Here is an 18,186-nt window from a genome sequence, read left to right as displayed (position 1 = left end):
ATTGAGCTAGTACAAAAGAACTCACGGCCGACGCGGCCACTCAGGAGCAAAAATGTCCACGGACACCATCCAGAAGCTAGCCCGCCCTTCGGTACTCGGCGGCGCGATGATCATTGCAGGCACCGCCGTCGGCGCCGGCATGTTCTCCATTCCCATCGTCACTTCTGGCGTGTGGTTCAGCGGCTCCGTGGCGCTGTTGATTTATACCTGGGCCTGCATGCTGGTTTCCGGCCTGATGATCCTGGAAGCCACACTGCATTACCCAAGCGGCGCCAGCTTCCATACCATCGTCAAAGATCTGCTGGGCAAAGGCTGGAACGCCATTAACGGCATTTCCATTACCTTTGTGCTGTACATCCTCACCTACGCCTACATTTCCGCCGGCGGCTCGATCATCGCCCACACGCTGGAAGGCATCGTCGGCGTCGGCCAAACCACTGCAGGGCTGGTGTTTGCCATCCTGGTGGCGTTTATCGTCTGGTTGTCGACCCGTGCCGTCGACCGCCTGAGCACCATTCTGATCGGCGGGATGGTGATCACCTTTGTGATGTCGGTGGGCGATATGTTCACCCACGTACAACCGGCGGTGCTGTTTAACCGCGGCGATGAGCAGGCCAGCTACCTGCCTTATGCCCTGGCGGCGTTGCCCTATCTGCTGACGTCGTTCGGCTACCACGGCAACGTGCCGGGGTTGGTGAAGTACTACCAGAAAGACAGCCGTGCGGTGGTGCGCAGCCTGGTGTACGGCACGCTGCTGGCGCTGGCTATCTATATCCTGTGGCAGTATGTGATTCAGGGCAACATCGCCCGTGACGCCTTCAAACAGGTGATTGCCGAAGGCGGCAACATCGGCAGCCTGCTCAAACAAATGGGCAACGTCTCCAGCAGCCAGGCCGTTGGCCAATTGCTGAACGCCTTCTCTTATATGGCGCTGGCCAGTTCATTCCTCGGGGTGTCGCTGGGCCTGTTCGATTATCTGGCGGACTTCTTTAAATTCAGCGATGACACGACCGGGCGCAGCAAAACCGCGCTGGTGACTTTCGCGCCGCCAACGCTGGCCGCCCTGCTGTTCCCGAACGGCTTCCTGTACGCCATCGGCTTCGCCGGGCTGGCGGCCACCATCTGGGCGGTGATCGTGCCGGCGATGTTGGCGCGCGCCAGCCGCCGCCGCTTCCCGCAGGCGCAGTATCGCGCGCCTGGTGGCCACGGCATGATCCTGTTCATCATTCTGTTCGGGGTGATCAACGCCGCCGCCCATCTGCTGGCGTTGCTCGGCCTGCTGCCGGTATTTCAGTAAATCCGCTCAGGGGATGGCATTCGTCATCCCCTTTCCGTCACTGTTTTTGCGCGATCTGCTTGCCTGAAATCGGCGGCGCGAGTAACTTGTCGCAACTTCCCAAATACTCTTCATTGCAGGTTACTTTATATGGCAAAGGCTAACGAAATTAAGCGCGGCATGGCGATCAATTACAACGGCAAACTGCTGTTGGTGAAAGACATCGATGTGCAAAGTCCAAGCGCACGCGGCGCCAGCACCTTATACAAAATGCGTTTCTCCGACGTCCGCACCGGGCTGAAGGTAGAAGAGCGTTTTAAGGGCGACGATATTCTGGACACCATTTCCCTGTCTCGCCGCAAGGTGAACTTCTCTTATATCGACGGGGAAGAATACGTGTTCATGGATGACGAGGATTTCACCCCGTACATCTTCAAGAAAGACCAGATCGAAGACGAGCTGCTGTTTATTCCCGAAGCCGGCCTGCCGGGCATGCAGGTGCTGACGCTGGACGGCCAGGTGCTGGCGCTGGAACTGCCGCAGACCGTAGATATGGAAATTGTCGACACCGCGCCGGGCATCAAAGGTGCCTCCGCCAGCGCCCGCAACAAGCCGGCCACCATGGCGACCGGCCTGACCATTCAGGTACCGGAATACCTCAGCGCCGGCGACAAAATCCGCATTCATATTGCGGAGCGCCGCTATATGAGCCGCGCAGACTAGTCAATGCTCAGGGGCCAATCATTGGCCCCTGTTTTTTATGACAAAGTAGCATCCCTGCGATAATAGTGGGCGCGGCATGCAACTCCCCTATCCAGTAAATCCTTCAGAACATTGCCCGCAAGTTTGGAAAACCAAAACGCTACGGCAATTCAGGGAAGAAACGGCGCTTAAGCGCCAGCTCAACGCCACGCAGCTCCGCCAATCCTTTCAGCCGACCAATCGCAGAGTAACCCGGATTGGTTTTTTTCTTCAAATCATCCAGCATCTGGTGCCCGTGATCGGGACGCATCGGGATCGGCCGACGATCGCCCGCCTGATGACGCCGTTGCTCCTCGCAGAGGATCGCCTCAATCACCGCAACCATATCCACGTCGCCCTGCAGATGGGCCCCCTCATGGAAACTCTTCGGATTCTCTTCGCGGCAGGTGGCGCGCAGGTGGGTGAAATGGATGCGGTCGCCGAAGGAGTTAATCATCCGTACCAGGTCATTATCCGCACGCACGCCGTAAGACCCGGTGCACATGGTGAAACCGTTATAGAGGCTGTCGACGGTCTGCTTCAGCCACTGCATGTCCTCAATGGTGGACACGATACGCGGCAGGCCGAGGATCGGCCGCGGCGGATCGTCCGGATGCACCGCCAGACGCACGCCTACTTCCTCCGCCACCGGCACAATGGCGCGCAGGAACACCGCCATATTTTCGCGCAATTGCGCCTTGTCGATCGCATCGTACTCCGCCAGGCGGGCGCGGAACTGATCGAGCGTGTAACCCTCTTCGGCGCCCGGTAACCCGGCGATGATATTGCCGGTCAATGTGTTTTTCTCCGCTTCGCTCATGGCAGCGAAATGGGCGGCCGCCTGCGCCTGCTCTTCCGGTGTGTAATCCTGGTCTGCGCCGGTGCGTTGCAGGATATGCAGCTCAAAAGCGGCGAAGGCGATGTGATCGAAACGCAACGCTTTCGAACCGTCGGGCAGCAGGTACTCCAGATCGGTGCGTGTCCAGTCGAGAATCGGCATAAAGTTGTAGCACACGGTATCGATACCGCAGGCCGCCAGATTACGCAGCGACTGCTGGTAATTGGCGATATGCCGCGGGTAATTGCCGCTGTGGGTTTTGATCTCTTCATGCACCGGAATGCTTTCCACCACCGACCACACCAGCCCTTTCTCCGCCAACAGCGCCTGACGCGCCTTGATCTCATCGATCGGCCAAACTTCGCCATTCGGGATATGGTGCAGTGCGGTGACGACGCCGGTGGCACCGGCCTGACGCACATCGTCAAGAGAGACAGGATCGTTCGGCCCGTACCAACGCCATGTTTGTTCCATTGTTTATCCTTGTAAAAATCGCCGGAGGTTGCCGGTTGGTGATCAAGACCGCTCAAACCCGGCAATCTTGTTATACCAAACGAGATAGATATCACTTATCTTTTACCTTACTCCGTCGAGTCGGGTTGTCAAAACAGAAATCGCGCTGGGTTGATCCACTTCACGAATCTGGCTTATTTTGGACTGAGCAATTTTATTGATGCGCAGACAGCCTTACACTGGCGGCAAATAGCCCGTACGGTAAAGGCTGAAAGCAGCCTCACATGCCGACCGAAAAACTGGTCTGATAGCTTTTGCAAAGCTACCGGCCAGCACTTTTTTACTCAGCTTTGGAGCCTTGAATGAAGACTATCGCCAACTCGCCGCTACCGGATGCGGTCCAGCAACCACGCTACGATCGCAGCGCATTGCAAAGCCGCATGGTGCATATCGGATTTGGTGCTTTCCACCGCGCCCACCAGGCGTTGCTTACCGACCGGGTGTTGAATCGCCAGGGCGGCGACTGGGGTATTTGCGAAATCAGCCTGTCTGGCGGCGTGCCATTGTTCCAGAGCCTGCGCTTGCAAGAGCATCTGTACAGCGTGCTGGAGAAAGGCGCGACGGGTAATCAGGCTATCGTGATAGGCGCAGTGAATGAAAGCGTGCACCGCAAGCTGGAAGGGATCGAGGCCGTGCTGGAAAAGCTGGCGGAACCTCAGGTGGCGATCGTGTCGATGACCATTACCGAAAAAGGCTACTGCATCGAGCCGGGCAGTGGAAAACTGGATCTGCAACACGAGGCGATCCGTGCCGATCTGGCCAATCCAGGCCAACCGGCCACCGTTCCCGGCATTCTGGTGGAGGCGCTGCGTCTGCGCCTTGAACGCGGCCTGCCCGCCTTCACCCTGCTCTCCTGCGATAACATTCCGGAAAACGGCCATGTGCTGCGTAACGCAATAATCGGGTTGGCGCAGGAGCGTGACAGCATGCTGGCCGAGTGGATAGCCCGGCAGGTCAGCTTCCCCAGCACCATGGTCGACCGTATTGTTCCGGCCGCCACGCCGGAAACGCTGGCTGACATTGCCGCCGCGCTCGGCGGCGTCCATGATGAGTGCGCCATCGCTTGCGAACCCTTCATTCAATGGGTGGTGGAAGATAATTTTGTCGCCGGTCGCCCGGCCTGGGAACTGGCCGGGGCGCAGTTGGTCAACGACGTGCTACCGTTTGAACAGATGAAGCTGCGCATGCTGAACGGCAGCCATTCGTTCCTGGCCTATCTCGGTTATCTGGGCGGCTATCAGTACATTAACGACTGCATGGCCGACGAGTCTTATCGCCGCGCCGCCCACCACCTGATGCTGGCAGAACAGGCGCCGACCCTCAGCGTCAGCGGCATCGATCTGGCCGCCTACGCCGCGCAGCTGATCGAACGCTACAGCAACCCTGCGCTGCAGCACCGCACCTGGCAAATCGCCATGGACGGCACGCAAAAACTGCCGCAGCGCATGCTGGATTCAGTCCGCTGGCATTTGCAGCACGGCGGCAGTTATGCCGGCCTGGCGTTGGGCGTCGCCGCCTGGATGCGCTATGTCAGCGGTGTGGATGATGCCGGCCAGCCTATCGACATCCGCGATCCGCTACTGCCTGTACTGCAGCAAAGGGTGGCCGCTACGCCGGACGACGAACAGCGGGTTAAGGCGCTATTGGGGTTGAAAAGCGTTTTCGGTGAACAACTGCCGGCCGAGGGTGAATTTGTGGCGGCGGTAACCCGCGCTTACCTGTCGCTGCGCGATCGCGGGGCACGCCAAACGGTGAAAGAGTGGGTTGCGACTCAACTGGCCTAAGGAAATGAAAACCATGCCGGGCAAGCTGCGTCCGGCATGGTCGGATAACTTAACGATAAACCACGGTCATGACGGCCAATTTTTTCTGTTGATCCACCCACTGCATTTCCGTCGTGCCTAAATTCAGTGGAAGCTCTTTGCGTGAAACATCGAAGTGCGACAGGGTCTGTTGCCCTTGATAGTGTTGCCCATTGCGGTAACATTGCGTATTGGCCGTTGAACCGGCGATATCCACCGAGCAGGGGCTTTCTACGACAGAACCAACAAAATGAATAACCCCGCCAGTGGTTCCGGCATGGCCTGCCGCCATCCATGAAAAAAACATTCCTGCGATCAAAACTAACCGAAAGATGTTCATGGCAACCTCACTTTTGTTAACTCAATTTAAACATAGAGGACTTTCTTAGGAATAATCGCAAGGTAAGGGGGGTTATTTGATGGATATTCCAGCCATTAATAGCGTAAAAACAAGCTACTAACTGCCTGCGCACCTGTCTAATAGCGGGTTTTTGTTAGGAATTTTCCGAGCACCAAACGTGGATTTCACCGGTTAAATAACGCATTTTAACGTATTGAATTTGTGACCTGGCGCAGGTTAAACACACTCACACACAGTCAGGCGGCACAGCTTAATTATCGCCCCCTGGACTTTATCAACATCAGGAATCATCAATGACCAAAACCAACCTGATCACCGGTTTTCTCGGCAGCGGCAAAACCACCACCATCCGTCATCTGCTGGCCAACAAGCCGGAACACGAACGCTGGGCGGTGCTGGTGAATGAATTCGGTGAAATTGGCATCGACGGCGCGTTGCTGGCGGACAGCGGCGCAGTGCTGAAGGAGATCCCCGGCGGATGCATGTGCTGCGTAAACGGCCTGCCGATGCAGGTTGGATTGAATATGCTGTTGCAGCAAAGCAAGCCCGATCGGTTGCTCATCGAGCCGACCGGCCTGGGCCATCCGAAGCAAATCCTGTCGTTGCTGACGCAGGACAGCTACGCCGGCTGGATCGATCTGCAGGCCACGCTGTGCCTGTTGGACGCTCACCAACTCAGCGAGCCGCGCTATCGAGAAAATGAAAACTTTCGCGATCAACTGGCAGCGGCCGACATTATTCTGGCCAGTAAAAGCGACACCTATCAACCGCAGGATCTGCTGGCCTTGCAACAATGGGTGGCGCAAGATCCCCGCCAGCGGCCGCTTTACCCCATAGAACAAGGCCAGGCAAATGTAGATTGGCTCAACCTGCCTCGCACGAATCGCACAGAATTACCGGATGCGCAGCATCATCATAGCCATGCCAAAACTCAGGGCCTGGCCGCATTGCGGCTGCCGGAAACCTCGCGTTGGCGACGGGCGCTCAATCAGGGCCAGGGGTTTACCAGCTGCGGCTGGATTTTTGATGCGGACACGGTATTCGATACCATTGGCATCATGGAGTGGGTGCGGCTGGCGCCGGTAGAACGCGCCAAAGGCGTGGTCCGCATTGCGGAAGGCACGTTGCTGATTAACCGCCAGGGGCAGGATCTCAATATCGAAACGCGCCCTGTCGCACCGCTGGACAGCCGCATTGAACTGATCCACAGCGACAATGCTGACTGGAACGCCCTGCAATCCCAATTGTTTAACATTCGTTTAAGTTAGAATCTTTACCGTTAACATCATTTTATTTTTAGACTTACAACAGGTTATGTCATGACACGCCGCAATTTACCCTTCATCATTTTCTTCAATTTACTGGGCATTGCGCTGTTTCTGTCCTGGTTCCTGCCGGCTAACCACGGTTACTGGTTTACTCTGGACTCAGCGATTTTCTTTTTCTTCAACCGCCATCTGGCGACCGATCCCGGCTTTCTGCACCTGGTGGCCATCACCAATAATCGCGCCTTCGACGTGATTTCCCTGATCGCCATGGGGCTGCTGTACCTGTATTTTTATCTCAAGCAAGATGCCGTCGGCCGCCGTCGTTTATGGGTCACCGGCGTTGTCATGTTGCTCACCGCCGTAGTGCTGAACCAGCTTGGGCACCTGTTGCCGGTAAAACACCCCAGCCCGTCGCTCAGCTTCGAGAATATCAACCGCGTCAGTATGCTGACCGGCATTCCCACCAAAGACGCCTCCAGCGACAGCTTCCCCGGCGACCACGGCATGATGCTGATGATTTTTAGCTGTTTTATGCTGCGCTATTTTAACCGCCGCGCTTTTGCCGTGGCGCTGCTGATCACGCTGGTTTTCTCACTGCCGCGTGTGATGATCGGTGCCCACTGGTTCACCGATATCGCCGTCGGCTCACTGTCCGTGGTGTTGGTGGGCGTCAGTTGGTGCCTGATGACCCCACTCAGCGACAAGCTGATTAACGGGTTGAACCTCATGCTGCCCGGCAAACACCGCCCCACCCAGTCATAACAAATCGCTATGACCCGCAGGAGGCCCGCCGCCTCCTGATTATTTCCGCGCCACCTTTTGTCTATTTCCACATCAGCGCGTTAACGCTTTCGTCACCTGATTTCACGTAAAACCAACACAACGGGCAATCGGCGTTTTTTATATGAAGTTTTACATTATGTTACATCACAAATTCATATAAAAAAGGACAGGAAAAGGCTCGCAATCCCTGATTCGTTGCGGTAACCTCGGATGCGTTTGTGCCTGGTTTACCTCGTTTCAGCATTAAATCCGTGAAAAATGTGCGTTCCGCCACGTTTTCAGCGGTAAGCGATTGTCGGGGCAGCAGGTGCAGATTAGGCTCGTTTCGTTTGGCATTTTCAGGTAGCGACTTTCGTCGTTAAGGACTTCAAGGGAAAACAACAACAATGGTCAAATCTCAACCGTTTCTGAGATATTTTTTGCGGGTAGTACCTGCAATTGCCGCAGCGGTAATGCTCTCCGCGTGCAGCTCGACTCACACTTCGAACTTGAATAACGCACAAACTGAGATGCATGCAGTTAATGACAAAAACGGTCTTTTACTGCAAGCCTCTCAGGATGAATTCGAAGCAATGGTCCGTAACGTTGACGTTAAGTCAAAAATTATGGATCAGTATGCAGACTGGAAAGGTGTTCGCTACCGTTTAGGCGGTGAAAGCAAGCGCGGCATTGATTGCTCGGCGTTTGTACAACGCACCTTCCGTGAACAGTTTGGTATGGATTTACCGCGTTCTACCTACGAGCAGGAAGACCTCGGCAAGAAAATCGTGCGTACCAAACTGCGTCCTGGCGATCTGGTGCTGTTCCGCGCCGGCTCTACCGGGCGCCACGTCGGCATTTATTTAGGTAACGATCAATTCGTTCATGCCTCTACCAGCAGCGGCGTGATGATTTCGAATCTGAACGATAACTACTGGAATAAACGTTATCGTGAAGCCCGCAGAGTGCTGACCAGCAGCTGACGGCGCAAAATACCTGATTGTCCTGAATACCAAACGAGCAATAAAACGCTGCCCCTGGGCAGCGTTTTTTTTATCCGTAACGTTACGCTGATAAAAAACTCACCTATCATCATCAAATACAATTAAGCATTTGTTAGCGGATTACCCTGCGTAAATAACGATGAATAATGACTGCACCACCACCATTGGGATATATTAAGCGATCACTTGATAACAAAAACAGAATGATACGCCGTGCTCAGGGGGCAAAGGTTTATGGGCTTGAAAAGGGCATTTGCACGCCATGTTTCGCACAGACGACGCAGCCTGGCTAAAAGCAGCATTGTCGCTCTGGTATTTTTTATCCTGTTTACGGGCATCACACTCCTCCTGATTAATCACCAGCGCACACAATATCAACGCACGGTAGAACAACGTACACAGAAATTCACCCTCGAAAATCTGGATAGTCTGACGGAAATCATGCTGCAATTGATGCCGTTGACGGAACGCTCCTGCGCGTCCAGCCAGCCGGATATTACCTATCAGGCGGCGTTTAATTCCGGCGTGCGGAGCTTCTTGCTGGTGAAAAACGGTTTTGCCTATTGCTCCTCGGCTACCGGCAGCATGATGCTGGCACTGAAAAATATTTATCCGGAAATCGATCCGCGCCAGACGCGGGATCTCAAACTGCAGCAAGGCACCCCTCTTGTGCCGGGAAAACCCGCAGTAGCCGTCTGGTTGCGTCATCCCGGAGAGGAAAACACCGGCGTGTTGGCGACCCTGGATATCAACCTGATGCCCTATCTGCTGTTCGCTTCGCGTGACGCACGCACACCCGGCATTGCCATTATTCTGGGCGATCGCGCCCTGACAACCTTCAGCCCGAACCTGATGCCGGTGAGCCAGTTGCCAAACAATCAGGCCGATCGCTTAGCCATCCCGGGCACGCCGATGACGATTCTGTTTTATAACGAAACGCTGACGCCCAATGATATCCGCCTGACCCTGTTGGGCAGCCTGGTGCTGTCATTGATGATCGGCGTCCTGTGCTACTACATGCTGCTGCTGCGCCAAAGCCCGGAGCGTGCGTTGATGCGCGGCATCAAGCGCAATGAATTCTTTATCGAATACCAGCCGGTGTTCCATACCCGCAAAGGCGCCGTCGCCGGGCTGGAGGCGCTGATCCGCTGGCAGCATCCAATTGAAGGGCGTATCCCGCCGGACCTGTTTATCCCCTACGCCGAAAGCGAAGGGCTGATTGTGCCGCTGACGCGCCATCTGTTCCGCCTGATCGCCGAAGACGTGCCACGCCTGGCGACGGTGTTGCCAAAGGGCGCCAAACTGGGTCTGAACATCTCCCCTTCCCATCTGAGCGCCCCCTCCTTCCATCAGGACGTGTACGAACTGCTGGCGCAACTGCCCAGCGACTACTTTACGCTGGTATTCGAGATAACCGAGCGCGGCATGGTAGAGGAAGCCAACGCGCTGGCGGAGTTTGACTGGCTGCACCAGCAAGGCATTGAAATCGCCATCGACGATTTCGGCACCGGCCACAGCGCGCTGATTTATCTGGAACGCTTTACCATGGACTATCTGAAAATAGACCGTGGTTTCGTCAACACCATCGGTCAGGATACGGTCACCGCACCGGTGCTGGATGCGGTGATCTCACTGGCTAAAAAGCTGAAAATGCAAACCGTGGCGGAAGGCGTGGAAACCGCCGAACAATTGCACTTCCTGCAGGAACGGGACGTTAACTTTATGCAGGGGTATTATTTCAGCAAGCCGTTGAGCATCGACAACTTCGTGACATTCTGCACTAACCAGCAGGTCTTTGATTATCAGGCGCAAAAAGCCTGATCTTTACATTACTTCACCCTGCGGCGCGGCAGTGAATGTTATGCTGGCCGCAGACTTAACCGACTTATCAGCAGGAGCTTACCGTCAAGATGTCCGTGCGCGTTTTTGCTGCCCTGGTGCTCTCAGCACTGAGTTTTGGCCTGCAGGCCGAAACCCTCAATGAAAGTTACGCTTTCGCCCTTCTCGGTGAGCCGAAATACGCCACCGACTTCAGCCATTACGACTACGTCAATCCAGCCGCACCGAAAGGCGGCGACGTGCGGATGGCGGCGATCGGCACCTACGATAACTTTAACCGTTACGCCTCGCGCGGCGTACCCGGCGAACGCACCGACGCACTGTATGACTCGCTGTTCACCACCTCGGACGACGAAATAGGCAGTTATTACCCACTAATTGCCGAGTCCGCCCGCTTCCCGGCCGATATGCACTGGGTGGAGCTGGATATTAACGCCCGCGCCCGCTTCCACGATGGCAGCCCTATCACCGCCGCCGACGTCGCCTTCACCTTTAACAAGTTTATGACCGAAGGTGTGCCGCAGTTTCGCGTGGCGTACAAAGGCATTACGGTAAAGGCCATCTCCCGCCTGACGGTGCGCATCGAATTCCCGCAGCCGGATAAAGACAAGCTGCTTGGGCTGTTTGGGCTGCCGGTGCTGCCGGAGAGTTTCTGGAAAGATCATAAGCTGAACGAGCCGCTGGCCGCGCCGCCGCTTGGCAGCGGCCCGTATAAGGTAGGCAGTTACCGCCTCGGCCAATACATTACCTATCAACGGGTACGCGACTACTGGGCAGCCAACCTGCCGGTCAATCGCGGCCGCTTCAACTTCGACAGCATCCGCTACGACTACTATCTGGATGACAAAGTGGCGCTGGAGGCCTTCAAGGCCGGTGCCTACGACTTCCGCATTGAGGGTTCGCCCAAAAGCTGGGCGACCCAATATCAGGGCGGTAACTTCGCCCGTAACTACATAGTCAAACAGGATGAAACCAACCAGTCGGCGCAAAATACCCGCTGGATGGCGTTCAATATGAAACGCCCTCTGTTTGCCGATCGACGCGTGCGCGAGGCTATCACGCTGGCCTTCGATTTCGATTGGATGAACAAGGCGCTGTATTACAACGCTTATCAACGTACCAACAGCTATTTCCAGAATACCCCCTACGCCGCCAGCGGCTATCCGGATGCCGCCGAACTGGCGCTGTTGGCGCCGCTGAAGGACAAGGTACCGCCGGAGGTGTTCACCAGCATCTACCAGCCGCCAACCTCTGACGGCAGCGGCAACGATCGCCAGAACCTGCTGAAAGCCACCCAGTTGCTCAAGCAGGCCGGTTGGGAAGTGAAAAACCAGCAACTGGTGAACAGTAAAACCGGCAAGCCCTTTACCTTCGAGCTGATGTTGCTGAGCGGCAGCAACTTCCAGTACGTCTTGCCGTTCCAGCACAACCTCAAGCGGTTGGGGATCGAGATGCAGATCCGTGAAATTGACGTCACTCAATTCACCAAACGCATGCGTGACGGCGATTTCGACATGATGCCGACGGTCTATCTGGCGATGCCGTTCCCGAGTTCTTCGCTCCAGACGAACTGGGACTCCGAATACATCAATTCCAGCTGGAATACTGCCCGCGTCACCGATCCGGCGGTCGATAGCCTGGTGCGCAACATCCTGCGACATCAGGGCGACGAAAAAGCCCTGCTGCCGCTGGGCCGTGCGCTGGATCGGGTGCTGACCTGGAACAGGTTCATGCTGCCGATGTGGTATTCCAATCACGACCGCTATGCCTACTGGGACAAGTTCTCCACGCCGGCGATCCGTCCTGCTTACGTGATTGGCTTCGACAACTGGTGGTTTGACGTCAACAAGGCGGCGCGTTTGCCGGCCCAACAACAATAAGGGGTCGGCGATGGCGGCTTATCTGATTCGCAGACTGTTGCTGATTATTCCCACCCTGTGGGCGATCATCACCATTAACTTTTTCATCGTGCAGATCGCGCCCGGTGGCCCGGTCGATCAGGCCATTGCCAATATCGAAATGGGCCAGAGCAGCGGGTTCGGCGGCGGTGGCGCAGGTGAAGGCCTGGGGCACGCGCGGATCGGCGTCGGCAGCGCGACGGATAGCCAGTACCGCGGTTCGCGCGGGCTGGATCCGGAAGTGATTGCCGAAATCACCAAACGCTATGGTTTCGACAAACCGCTGCATGAGCGCTATTTCACCATGTTGTGGAATTATATGCGTCTCGACTTTGGCGACAGCCTGTTCCGCGGCGCGTCGGTGATGCAACTGGTGGGCCATAGCCTGCCGGTTTCCATCACCCTGGGCCTGTGGAGCACGCTGATTATCTATCTGGTGTCGATCCCGCTCGGTATCCGCAAGGCGGTGCATAACGGCAGCGCTTTCGATATCTGGAGCAGCACGCTGATTATCATCGGCTACGCCATTCCGGCCTTCCTGTTCGCCATTTTGATGATCGTGCTGTTCGCCGGCGGCAGTTACCTGGATTGGTTCCCGTTGCGCGGCCTGGTATCCAGCAACTTCGATAGCCTGTCGTGGTATGGCAAGATTACCGATTATCTGTGGCACATCACCCTGCCGGTGCTGGCGACGGTGATTGGCGGTTTCGCCACCCTGACCATGCTGACCAAGAACTCGTTCCTTGACGAGATCCGCAAACAGTATGTAGTCACCGCGCGCGCCAAGGGGTTAGACGAGAACAAAATCCTTTATCGTCACGTATTTCGCAATGCCATGCTGCTGGTGATCGCCGGCTTCCCGGCGACGTTCGTCAGCATGTTTTTCACCGGTTCATTGCTGATTGAAGTGATGTTCTCGCTCAACGGGCTGGGGCTGCTGGGGTATGATGCCACTCTGCAACGCGACTATCCGGTGATGTTCGGCACGCTGTATATTTTTACCCTGATTGGCCTGCTGTTGAATATCCTCAGCGATATCACCTATACCCTGGTCGATCCGCGCATTGATTTCGAGGCCCGCCAATGAGCCGCTTAAGCCCGATCAACCAGGCGCGCTGGGCGCGTTTTCGCAGTAATCGCCGCGGTTACTGGTCACTGTGGGTTTTCCTGGTGTTGTTTATCCTCAGCCTGGCCGCCAACCTGATCGCCAACGACCGGCCGCTGCTGGTGCGCTACGAAGGCCGCCTGTACCTGCCGTTCATGATCAATTACAGCGAGACCACCTTTGGCGGTGAGCTGAATACCGCCACCGATTACCAGGATCCTTTCGTAAAACAGCAGATCGACCGCCACGGCTGGGCGGTTTGGCCGCCGATTCGCTTCAGTTACGACACCATCAACTTCGCCACTGAGGTGCCCTTCCCCTCAGCCCCCTCGCGCCATAACCTGCTGGGTACCGACGGTAACGGCAGCGACGTGCTGGCCCGCGTGCTGTACGGCTTTCGCATTTCGATGCTGTTCGGGTTGGCGCTGACGCTGTTTTCCAGCGTGATCGGCGTTTGCGTCGGCGCGATGCAAGGCTATTACGGCGGGCGTTTTGACCTGTGGGGACAACGCTTTATCGAGGTGTGGTCGGGCATGCCGACGCTGTTTTTGATCATTTTGCTGTCGAGTATCGTACAACCCAATTTCTGGTGGCTGCTCGGTATCACCATTCTGTTTGGCTGGATGAGCCTGGTAGGCGTGGTGCGCGCCGAGTTCCTGCGCACCCGCAACTATGATTACATCCGCGCCGCACGCGCTATGGGGGTGCCGGATCGGGTCATTATGTACCGACATATGCTGCCCAATGCGATGGTGGCGATGCTGACCTTCTTGCCGTTTATCCTCTGCGGTTCCATCACCACCCTGACCTCTCTCGATTTCCTGGGCTTCGGCCTGCCGATCGGCTCTCCGTCGCTCGGTGAACTGTTGCTGCAGGGCAAGAACAACCTGCAAGCACCGTGGCTCGGCATTACTGCGTTCCTGGTGTTGGCAGTGTTGCTGTCTTTACTCATTTTTATCGGCGAAGCCATACGCGACGCCTTTGACCCCAGCAAGGCGCATTGATATGGCTAGTACCCCACTGCTTTCAATTCAGGATCTCAGCGTCGCTTTCCGTCAGGGAGAGCAGTTGAATCAGGTGGTCAACGGCTTGTCGTTGCAAATAGAAAAAGCGGAAACGTTGGCCCTGGTGGGTGAGTCCGGCTCCGGCAAAAGCGTGACCGCACTGTCGGTGCTGCGGCTGCTGCCTTCGCCGCCGGTGGTCTATACCGGTGGGGATATCCAGTTCAATGGCAGCTCGTTGCTGCATGCGCAGGAAGCCGAGCTGCGCAAAGTGCGCGGCAACCAGATTTCGATGATTTTTCAGGAGCCTATGGTGTCGCTCAACCCATTGCACACCATTGAGAAACAACTGGCGGAAGTGTTGGCTTTGCACCGTGGCATGCGGCGCGACGTAGCGCGCGGGGAGATTATTCAGTGCCTGGATCGCGTCGGTATTCGCAACGCCAAAGGCCGGTTGAAAGACTACCCGCATCAGCTCTCCGGCGGCGAACGCCAGCGGGTCATGATCGCCATGGCGGTATTGACCCAGCCAAAACTGCTGATTGCCGACGAACCGACCACTGCGCTCGATGTGACCATTCAGGCGCAGATCCTGCTGCTGCTGAAAGAGCTGAAGCAAGAAATGGGGATGGGGCTGCTGTTTATCACTCATAACCTGAATATCGTTCGCCGCCTGGCGGACAATGTGGCGGTGATGCGCAACGGCCAATGCGTAGAGCAGAACAGCCGGGCGGGCCTGTTCAGCCAGCCGCAGCATCCCTATACCCAGCAACTGCTGGCAGCGGAAAATGTCGGCGATCCTCTGCCGTTGCCGGCGGACGCCGCCCCGCTGCTGAAAGTGGAAAACTTGCAGGTCAGTTTCCCGATCAAGCGCGGCTTGTTGCGCCGCACGGTTGACCATCATTACGCGTTGAAAGGACTGAGTTTTGAGCTGAAGGCCGGGGAAAGCGTTGGATTGGTGGGGGAGTCGGGGTCGGGTAAAAGCACCACCGGGCTGGCGCTGCTGCGTCTGTTGAGCGCCAGCGGCGCTATCTGGTTTAACGGCCAACCGCTGCACCAGTTCAGCCTGAAACAGATGCTGCCGTACCGCAGCCAGATACAGATCGTGTTTCAGGATCCCTACTCCGCGCTGAACCCGCGACTGAGCGTGTTGCAAATTATCGCCGAGGGGCTGGAGGTACATCAGAAATTGAGCGCCGAACAGCGTGAACAAAAGGTGATGGAAGCCTTGCAAGAAGTGGGGCTGGATCCCGCCCTGCGCCACCGCTACCCTACCGAGTTTTCCGGTGGCCAGCGCCAGCGCATTGCTATCGCACGGGCGCTGATTCTGCAGCCGCAGTTGCTGATTCTGGATGAGCCGACCTCATCGCTGGATAAATCGGTACAGGCGCAAATCCTGACGTTGCTGAAATCTCTGCAACAACGCCATCGGCTGGCATATCTGTTCATCAGCCATGATTTGCAGGTAGTACGCTCACTGTGCCATCAGGTGATCGTATTGCGCCAGGGAGAAGTGGTTGAACAGGGCGACTGCCAGACGATCTTTAACTCGCCTGCCGCCGCTTATACGCAGCAGCTGTTGCAGCTGGCCGATTAGCGGCGGGGGTCAGAAAGGATATTGCGCGCTCAGTGGCTCGGCGATGGCGGCGCCAACGTTTTTTAACCGGCATAAGGTAGCGCTTTCATCGCTGCGGTGCACAAACAGGCAAGCTTCCCCTTCCCACTCCACGATGGCGCAATCGACCTGAATCTCCTGCAAAGACAGCTTAAGCTGTTGCATAACCTGCCAAGCGTCCGCCCCTTCATGGCTGAGCAGTTTCAAGCCAATCAGATTGTTATCTTCGTCTATCCCGCTAAGCGGAATCGGTTCAACCTTGATGCCGGTAAAACCTGATAGCCAACGATAACTTTGCGGCAAGCGATGCACTACCGAAAGTTGGATACTATCCACATGAAATCCCTAGTTTGAAAAGTGAAACAGTTTTTACCTGACAGGGTAACTAAGTTATAGCCGTTGAGAACCGACTCTGCCGAGCGTACATGTTATTTAAATGTAAAATATGTCACAACTCATTAACCGTACCCTGCGCTTGCTGATATCGTGCTGTTTTGGTGCGCCGCACGGTGTCATTTCACGGCATTTTGCGACTCAGCTCGCATTTTTGCGTTATATGTAACCCTTTCCCGCCACGATCTCAACTCTTTTTTCTTGCAATGCGGTTACTTTTCACTCTTTATAATTTTACATTGCAGAAACATTTAACTTCGCCCTTCAAGGTAAAAAATCGATTTAATCCATTGATTTTAAATAGACAAAATAAAAATCAAACACCACATCCCGGCAAAGATGCCGTGCGGAACCTCTGTAATTATCGTTTCTCAACCTGCGCTTTTTTTAACAAAAAGCACACAGATTTCACGCCGAGCATTTAATTAGCGTACTTATATTTAGCAACAAAATCTGCATTGCCAACGGGATTGATGAGAGTGCGCTGAAAAGAATGGAATAACCCAGGCTCAGCACTAAGCCGGCCTTGGTTATTCAGAGATAAGTCGCGGAAGGATCAGGCAAGGTTGCTGCGTGGACGGCTGGCATACAAATAGAACAGCACCGCTACGATACTGCACAGCGCCATGGAAGAGACCATCGGCCAGGCGCTCTTGCCTGGCGCCATCGACAGTACCGCCCCGACCAGAGCGCCGATGCTGAAACGCAGCGTACCGGCCAACGAGGACGCCGTACCCGCCATATGCGGGAAATCATCCAGGATCACCGCCATGGCGTTGGACGAAATCATGGCGATGCAGCCCAGATAGACCGCCACACCGAGCACCAGCGCCCAGAAGCCCAGGCCGATGGCACTCACCGCCAGCAACCACAGCCCCATCGCCAACTGAACCAACAAGCCCAGCCGGAACATTTTGATCGCCCCCCGCCGCCGTACGTTGCGGCTATTGACCAAAGTTGTCAGGAACAAAAACACGATATTCAGCGCAAAGTAGTAACCAAAATGCTGCGGCGAAACGTTATTCAATTCGATATACACGAACGGCCCGGCGCTGAGGAACGAGAACATGCCGGCGAACGAGAAGGCGCTGGCCAACATATAACTCAGCACGCGCTTGTGGCGGAACAGCGAAGCGAAATTGCCCAACGTGGTGCGCAGATGGAATTTCTGCCGCCGCTCTTTCGGCAGCGTTTCTTTAATAAAGAACGCCACCAGCAGCGAACCGATCAGCGCCGCTGCGCCCATGGTCCAGAAAATCGCATGCCAGCTGAACCACAGCAGCAGCGCACCGCCGATCATCGGCGCCAGCAAGGGCGCAATGGTCATCACCAGGATGACAAACGACATCATGCGCGAAAATTCGTCCTTGGTGAACATATCGCGCATCAGGGCATTAATCACCACGCTGGCCGCCGCCGCCGACAGACCGTGCAGGAAACGCAGGTTGATCAACTGCTCGATCGACTGCGCCATGGCGCAAGCGCCGCCGGCAATGGCGAAGATCAGCGTCCCCCACAGGATCACCGGCTTGCGCCCTATGCTGTCCGACATCGGCCCATAGAACAGCTGCCCCAGGGCAAAACCGAGCATATAGGCGCTGAGCGTCATCTGCACGCTGCCCGACTCGACGCCGAACTGCTTGGCTATCACCGGCATACTGGGCAGATACATGTCGATAGCCAGCGGCATCAGCATGGAAAGCAGGCCCAGAATAAAAATCAAACCGAGGTGAGATGACCGGTTCTGTTGCACGTTCAACGATTCCTTAA

Annotated in this window: 15 protein-coding genes; 11 read left to right on the top strand and 4 right to left on the bottom strand. The window is 55.9% G+C overall.

The genetic code is table 11. The annotated features are described in order from the left end of the window. Positions 1-52: 52 nt before the first annotated feature. Together mtr and yeiP are read left to right on the top strand one after the other, a co-directional pair. Positions 53-1,297, top strand: coding sequence for a tryptophan permease (gene mtr / locus ACUTSW_RS13710; protein ID WP_445584643.1), 1,245 nt, complete (start codon positions 53-55; stop codon positions 1,295-1,297). Positions 1,298-1,426: 129 nt separating this feature from the next. Further along, positions 1,427-1,999 (top strand): elongation factor P-like protein YeiP, encoded by a 573-nt coding sequence (yeiP, locus tag ACUTSW_RS13705; protein WP_013813782.1) that lies wholly within the window; start codon positions 1,427-1,429, stop codon positions 1,997-1,999. A gap of 139 nt (positions 2,000-2,138) precedes the next feature. Here the strand turns inward: yeiP and uxuA are convergent, their stop codons facing one another. Beyond that, a complete protein-coding gene (gene uxuA, locus ACUTSW_RS13700; RefSeq protein WP_445584642.1) occupies positions 2,139-3,329 on the bottom strand; it encodes a mannonate dehydratase in 1,191 nt (396 codons plus the stop codon). Between the two features lie 341 nt (positions 3,330-3,670). Here uxuA and ACUTSW_RS13695 point away from each other — a divergent pair, with 341 nt between their 5' ends. Continuing rightward, positions 3,671-5,152, top strand: a complete 1,482-nt coding sequence (locus tag ACUTSW_RS13695; protein ID WP_445584641.1) for a mannitol dehydrogenase family protein — start codon at positions 3,671-3,673, stop codon at positions 5,150-5,152. Positions 5,153-5,201: 49 nt separating this feature from the next. On the opposite strand, the gene ACUTSW_RS13690 is transcribed toward ACUTSW_RS13695, so the two are convergent. Further along, entirely contained in the window at positions 5,202-5,510 is a 309-nt protein-coding gene (locus ACUTSW_RS13690) for a type 1 fimbrial protein (RefSeq protein WP_445584640.1), read from the bottom strand. 314 nt (positions 5,511-5,824) lie between these two features. Here ACUTSW_RS13690 and ACUTSW_RS13685 point away from each other — a divergent pair, with 314 nt between their 5' ends. From ACUTSW_RS13685 to yejF, 8 genes are all read left to right on the top strand, one after another. Next, a complete protein-coding gene (locus ACUTSW_RS13685; RefSeq protein WP_445584639.1) occupies positions 5,825-6,799 on the top strand; it encodes a CobW family GTP-binding protein in 975 nt (324 codons plus the stop codon). 51 nt (positions 6,800-6,850) lie between these two features. Continuing rightward, the gene (locus tag ACUTSW_RS13680) at positions 6,851-7,561 is read left to right on the top strand and encodes a phosphatase PAP2 family protein (RefSeq protein WP_062868057.1); all 711 of its coding nucleotides are present in this window, start codon (positions 6,851-6,853) and stop codon (positions 7,559-7,561) included. A 407-nt stretch (positions 7,562-7,968) separates the two neighbouring features. Beyond that, positions 7,969-8,544, top strand: coding sequence for a bifunctional murein DD-endopeptidase/murein LD-carboxypeptidase (gene mepS, locus ACUTSW_RS13675; protein WP_004947077.1), 576 nt, complete (start codon positions 7,969-7,971; stop codon positions 8,542-8,544). Positions 8,545-8,799: 255 nt separating this feature from the next. Further along, entirely contained in the window at positions 8,800-10,386 is a 1,587-nt protein-coding gene (locus ACUTSW_RS13670) for a cyclic di-GMP phosphodiesterase (protein WP_445584638.1), read from the top strand. A gap of 89 nt (positions 10,387-10,475) precedes the next feature. Then, complete coding sequence (locus tag ACUTSW_RS13665; RefSeq protein WP_020439473.1) at positions 10,476-12,284, top strand: extracellular solute-binding protein; 1,809 nt, start codon at positions 10,476-10,478, stop codon at positions 12,282-12,284. Between the two features lie 10 nt (positions 12,285-12,294). After that, on the top strand, positions 12,295-13,389 hold the full coding sequence (locus ACUTSW_RS13660) for a microcin C ABC transporter permease YejB (protein WP_013813790.1): 1,095 nt from the start codon (positions 12,295-12,297) through the stop codon (positions 13,387-13,389). Then, positions 13,386-14,411, top strand: coding sequence for an ABC transporter permease (locus ACUTSW_RS13655; RefSeq protein ID WP_006326758.1), 1,026 nt, complete (start codon positions 13,386-13,388; stop codon positions 14,409-14,411). The genes ACUTSW_RS13660 and ACUTSW_RS13655 overlap by 4 nt, the downstream gene beginning before the upstream one ends. 1 nt (position 14,412) lies before the next feature. Next, a complete protein-coding gene (yejF, locus tag ACUTSW_RS13650) occupies positions 14,413-16,005 on the top strand; it encodes a microcin C ABC transporter ATP-binding protein YejF (protein WP_445584637.1) in 1,593 nt (530 codons plus the stop codon). 9 nt (positions 16,006-16,014) lie between these two features. Here the strand turns inward: yejF and ACUTSW_RS13645 are convergent, their stop codons facing one another. Together ACUTSW_RS13645 and ACUTSW_RS13640 are read right to left on the bottom strand one after the other, a co-directional pair. Next, positions 16,015-16,359: a YejG family protein gene (locus tag ACUTSW_RS13645; RefSeq protein ID WP_004947098.1), complete on the bottom strand. Its 345-nt coding sequence runs from the start codon at positions 16,357-16,359 to the stop codon at positions 16,015-16,017. A gap of 613 nt (positions 16,360-16,972) precedes the next feature. Next, complete coding sequence (locus tag ACUTSW_RS13640) at positions 16,973-18,169, bottom strand: Bcr/CflA family multidrug efflux MFS transporter (RefSeq protein ID WP_062868061.1); 1,197 nt, start codon at positions 18,167-18,169, stop codon at positions 16,973-16,975. Between the last annotated feature and the right edge of the window lie 17 nt (positions 18,170-18,186).

The organism is Serratia sp. TSA_198.1 (genome assembly GCF_052686505.1).
This window is presented reverse-complemented; position numbering and strand designations above follow the sequence as displayed.

What these genes read in the sequence shown, in the direction of transcription:
- mtr (WP_445584643.1), top strand. Translation starts at nt 53, where the DNA reads ATGTCCACGGACACCATCCAGAAGCTAGCCCGCCCTTCGGTACTCGGC.
- yeiP (WP_013813782.1), top strand. Translation starts at nt 1,427, where the DNA reads ATGGCAAAGGCTAACGAAATTAAGCGCGGCATGGCGATCAATTACAAC.
- uxuA (WP_445584642.1), bottom strand. Translation starts at nt 3,329, where the DNA reads ATGGAACAAACATGGCGTTGGTACGGGCCGAACGATCCTGTCTCTCTT.
- ACUTSW_RS13695 (WP_445584641.1), top strand. Translation starts at nt 3,671, where the DNA reads ATGAAGACTATCGCCAACTCGCCGCTACCGGATGCGGTCCAGCAACCA.
- ACUTSW_RS13690 (WP_445584640.1), bottom strand. Translation starts at nt 5,510, where the DNA reads ATGAACATCTTTCGGTTAGTTTTGATCGCAGGAATGTTTTTTTCATGG.
- ACUTSW_RS13685 (WP_445584639.1), top strand. Translation starts at nt 5,825, where the DNA reads ATGACCAAAACCAACCTGATCACCGGTTTTCTCGGCAGCGGCAAAACC.
- ACUTSW_RS13680 (WP_062868057.1), top strand. Translation starts at nt 6,851, where the DNA reads ATGACACGCCGCAATTTACCCTTCATCATTTTCTTCAATTTACTGGGC.
- mepS (WP_004947077.1), top strand. Translation starts at nt 7,969, where the DNA reads ATGGTCAAATCTCAACCGTTTCTGAGATATTTTTTGCGGGTAGTACCT.
- ACUTSW_RS13670 (WP_445584638.1), top strand. Translation starts at nt 8,800, where the DNA reads ATGGGCTTGAAAAGGGCATTTGCACGCCATGTTTCGCACAGACGACGC.
- ACUTSW_RS13665 (WP_020439473.1), top strand. Translation starts at nt 10,476, where the DNA reads ATGTCCGTGCGCGTTTTTGCTGCCCTGGTGCTCTCAGCACTGAGTTTT.
- ACUTSW_RS13660 (WP_013813790.1), top strand. Translation starts at nt 12,295, where the DNA reads ATGGCGGCTTATCTGATTCGCAGACTGTTGCTGATTATTCCCACCCTG.
- ACUTSW_RS13655 (WP_006326758.1), top strand. Translation starts at nt 13,386, where the DNA reads ATGAGCCGCTTAAGCCCGATCAACCAGGCGCGCTGGGCGCGTTTTCGC.
- yejF (WP_445584637.1), top strand. Translation starts at nt 14,413, where the DNA reads ATGGCTAGTACCCCACTGCTTTCAATTCAGGATCTCAGCGTCGCTTTC.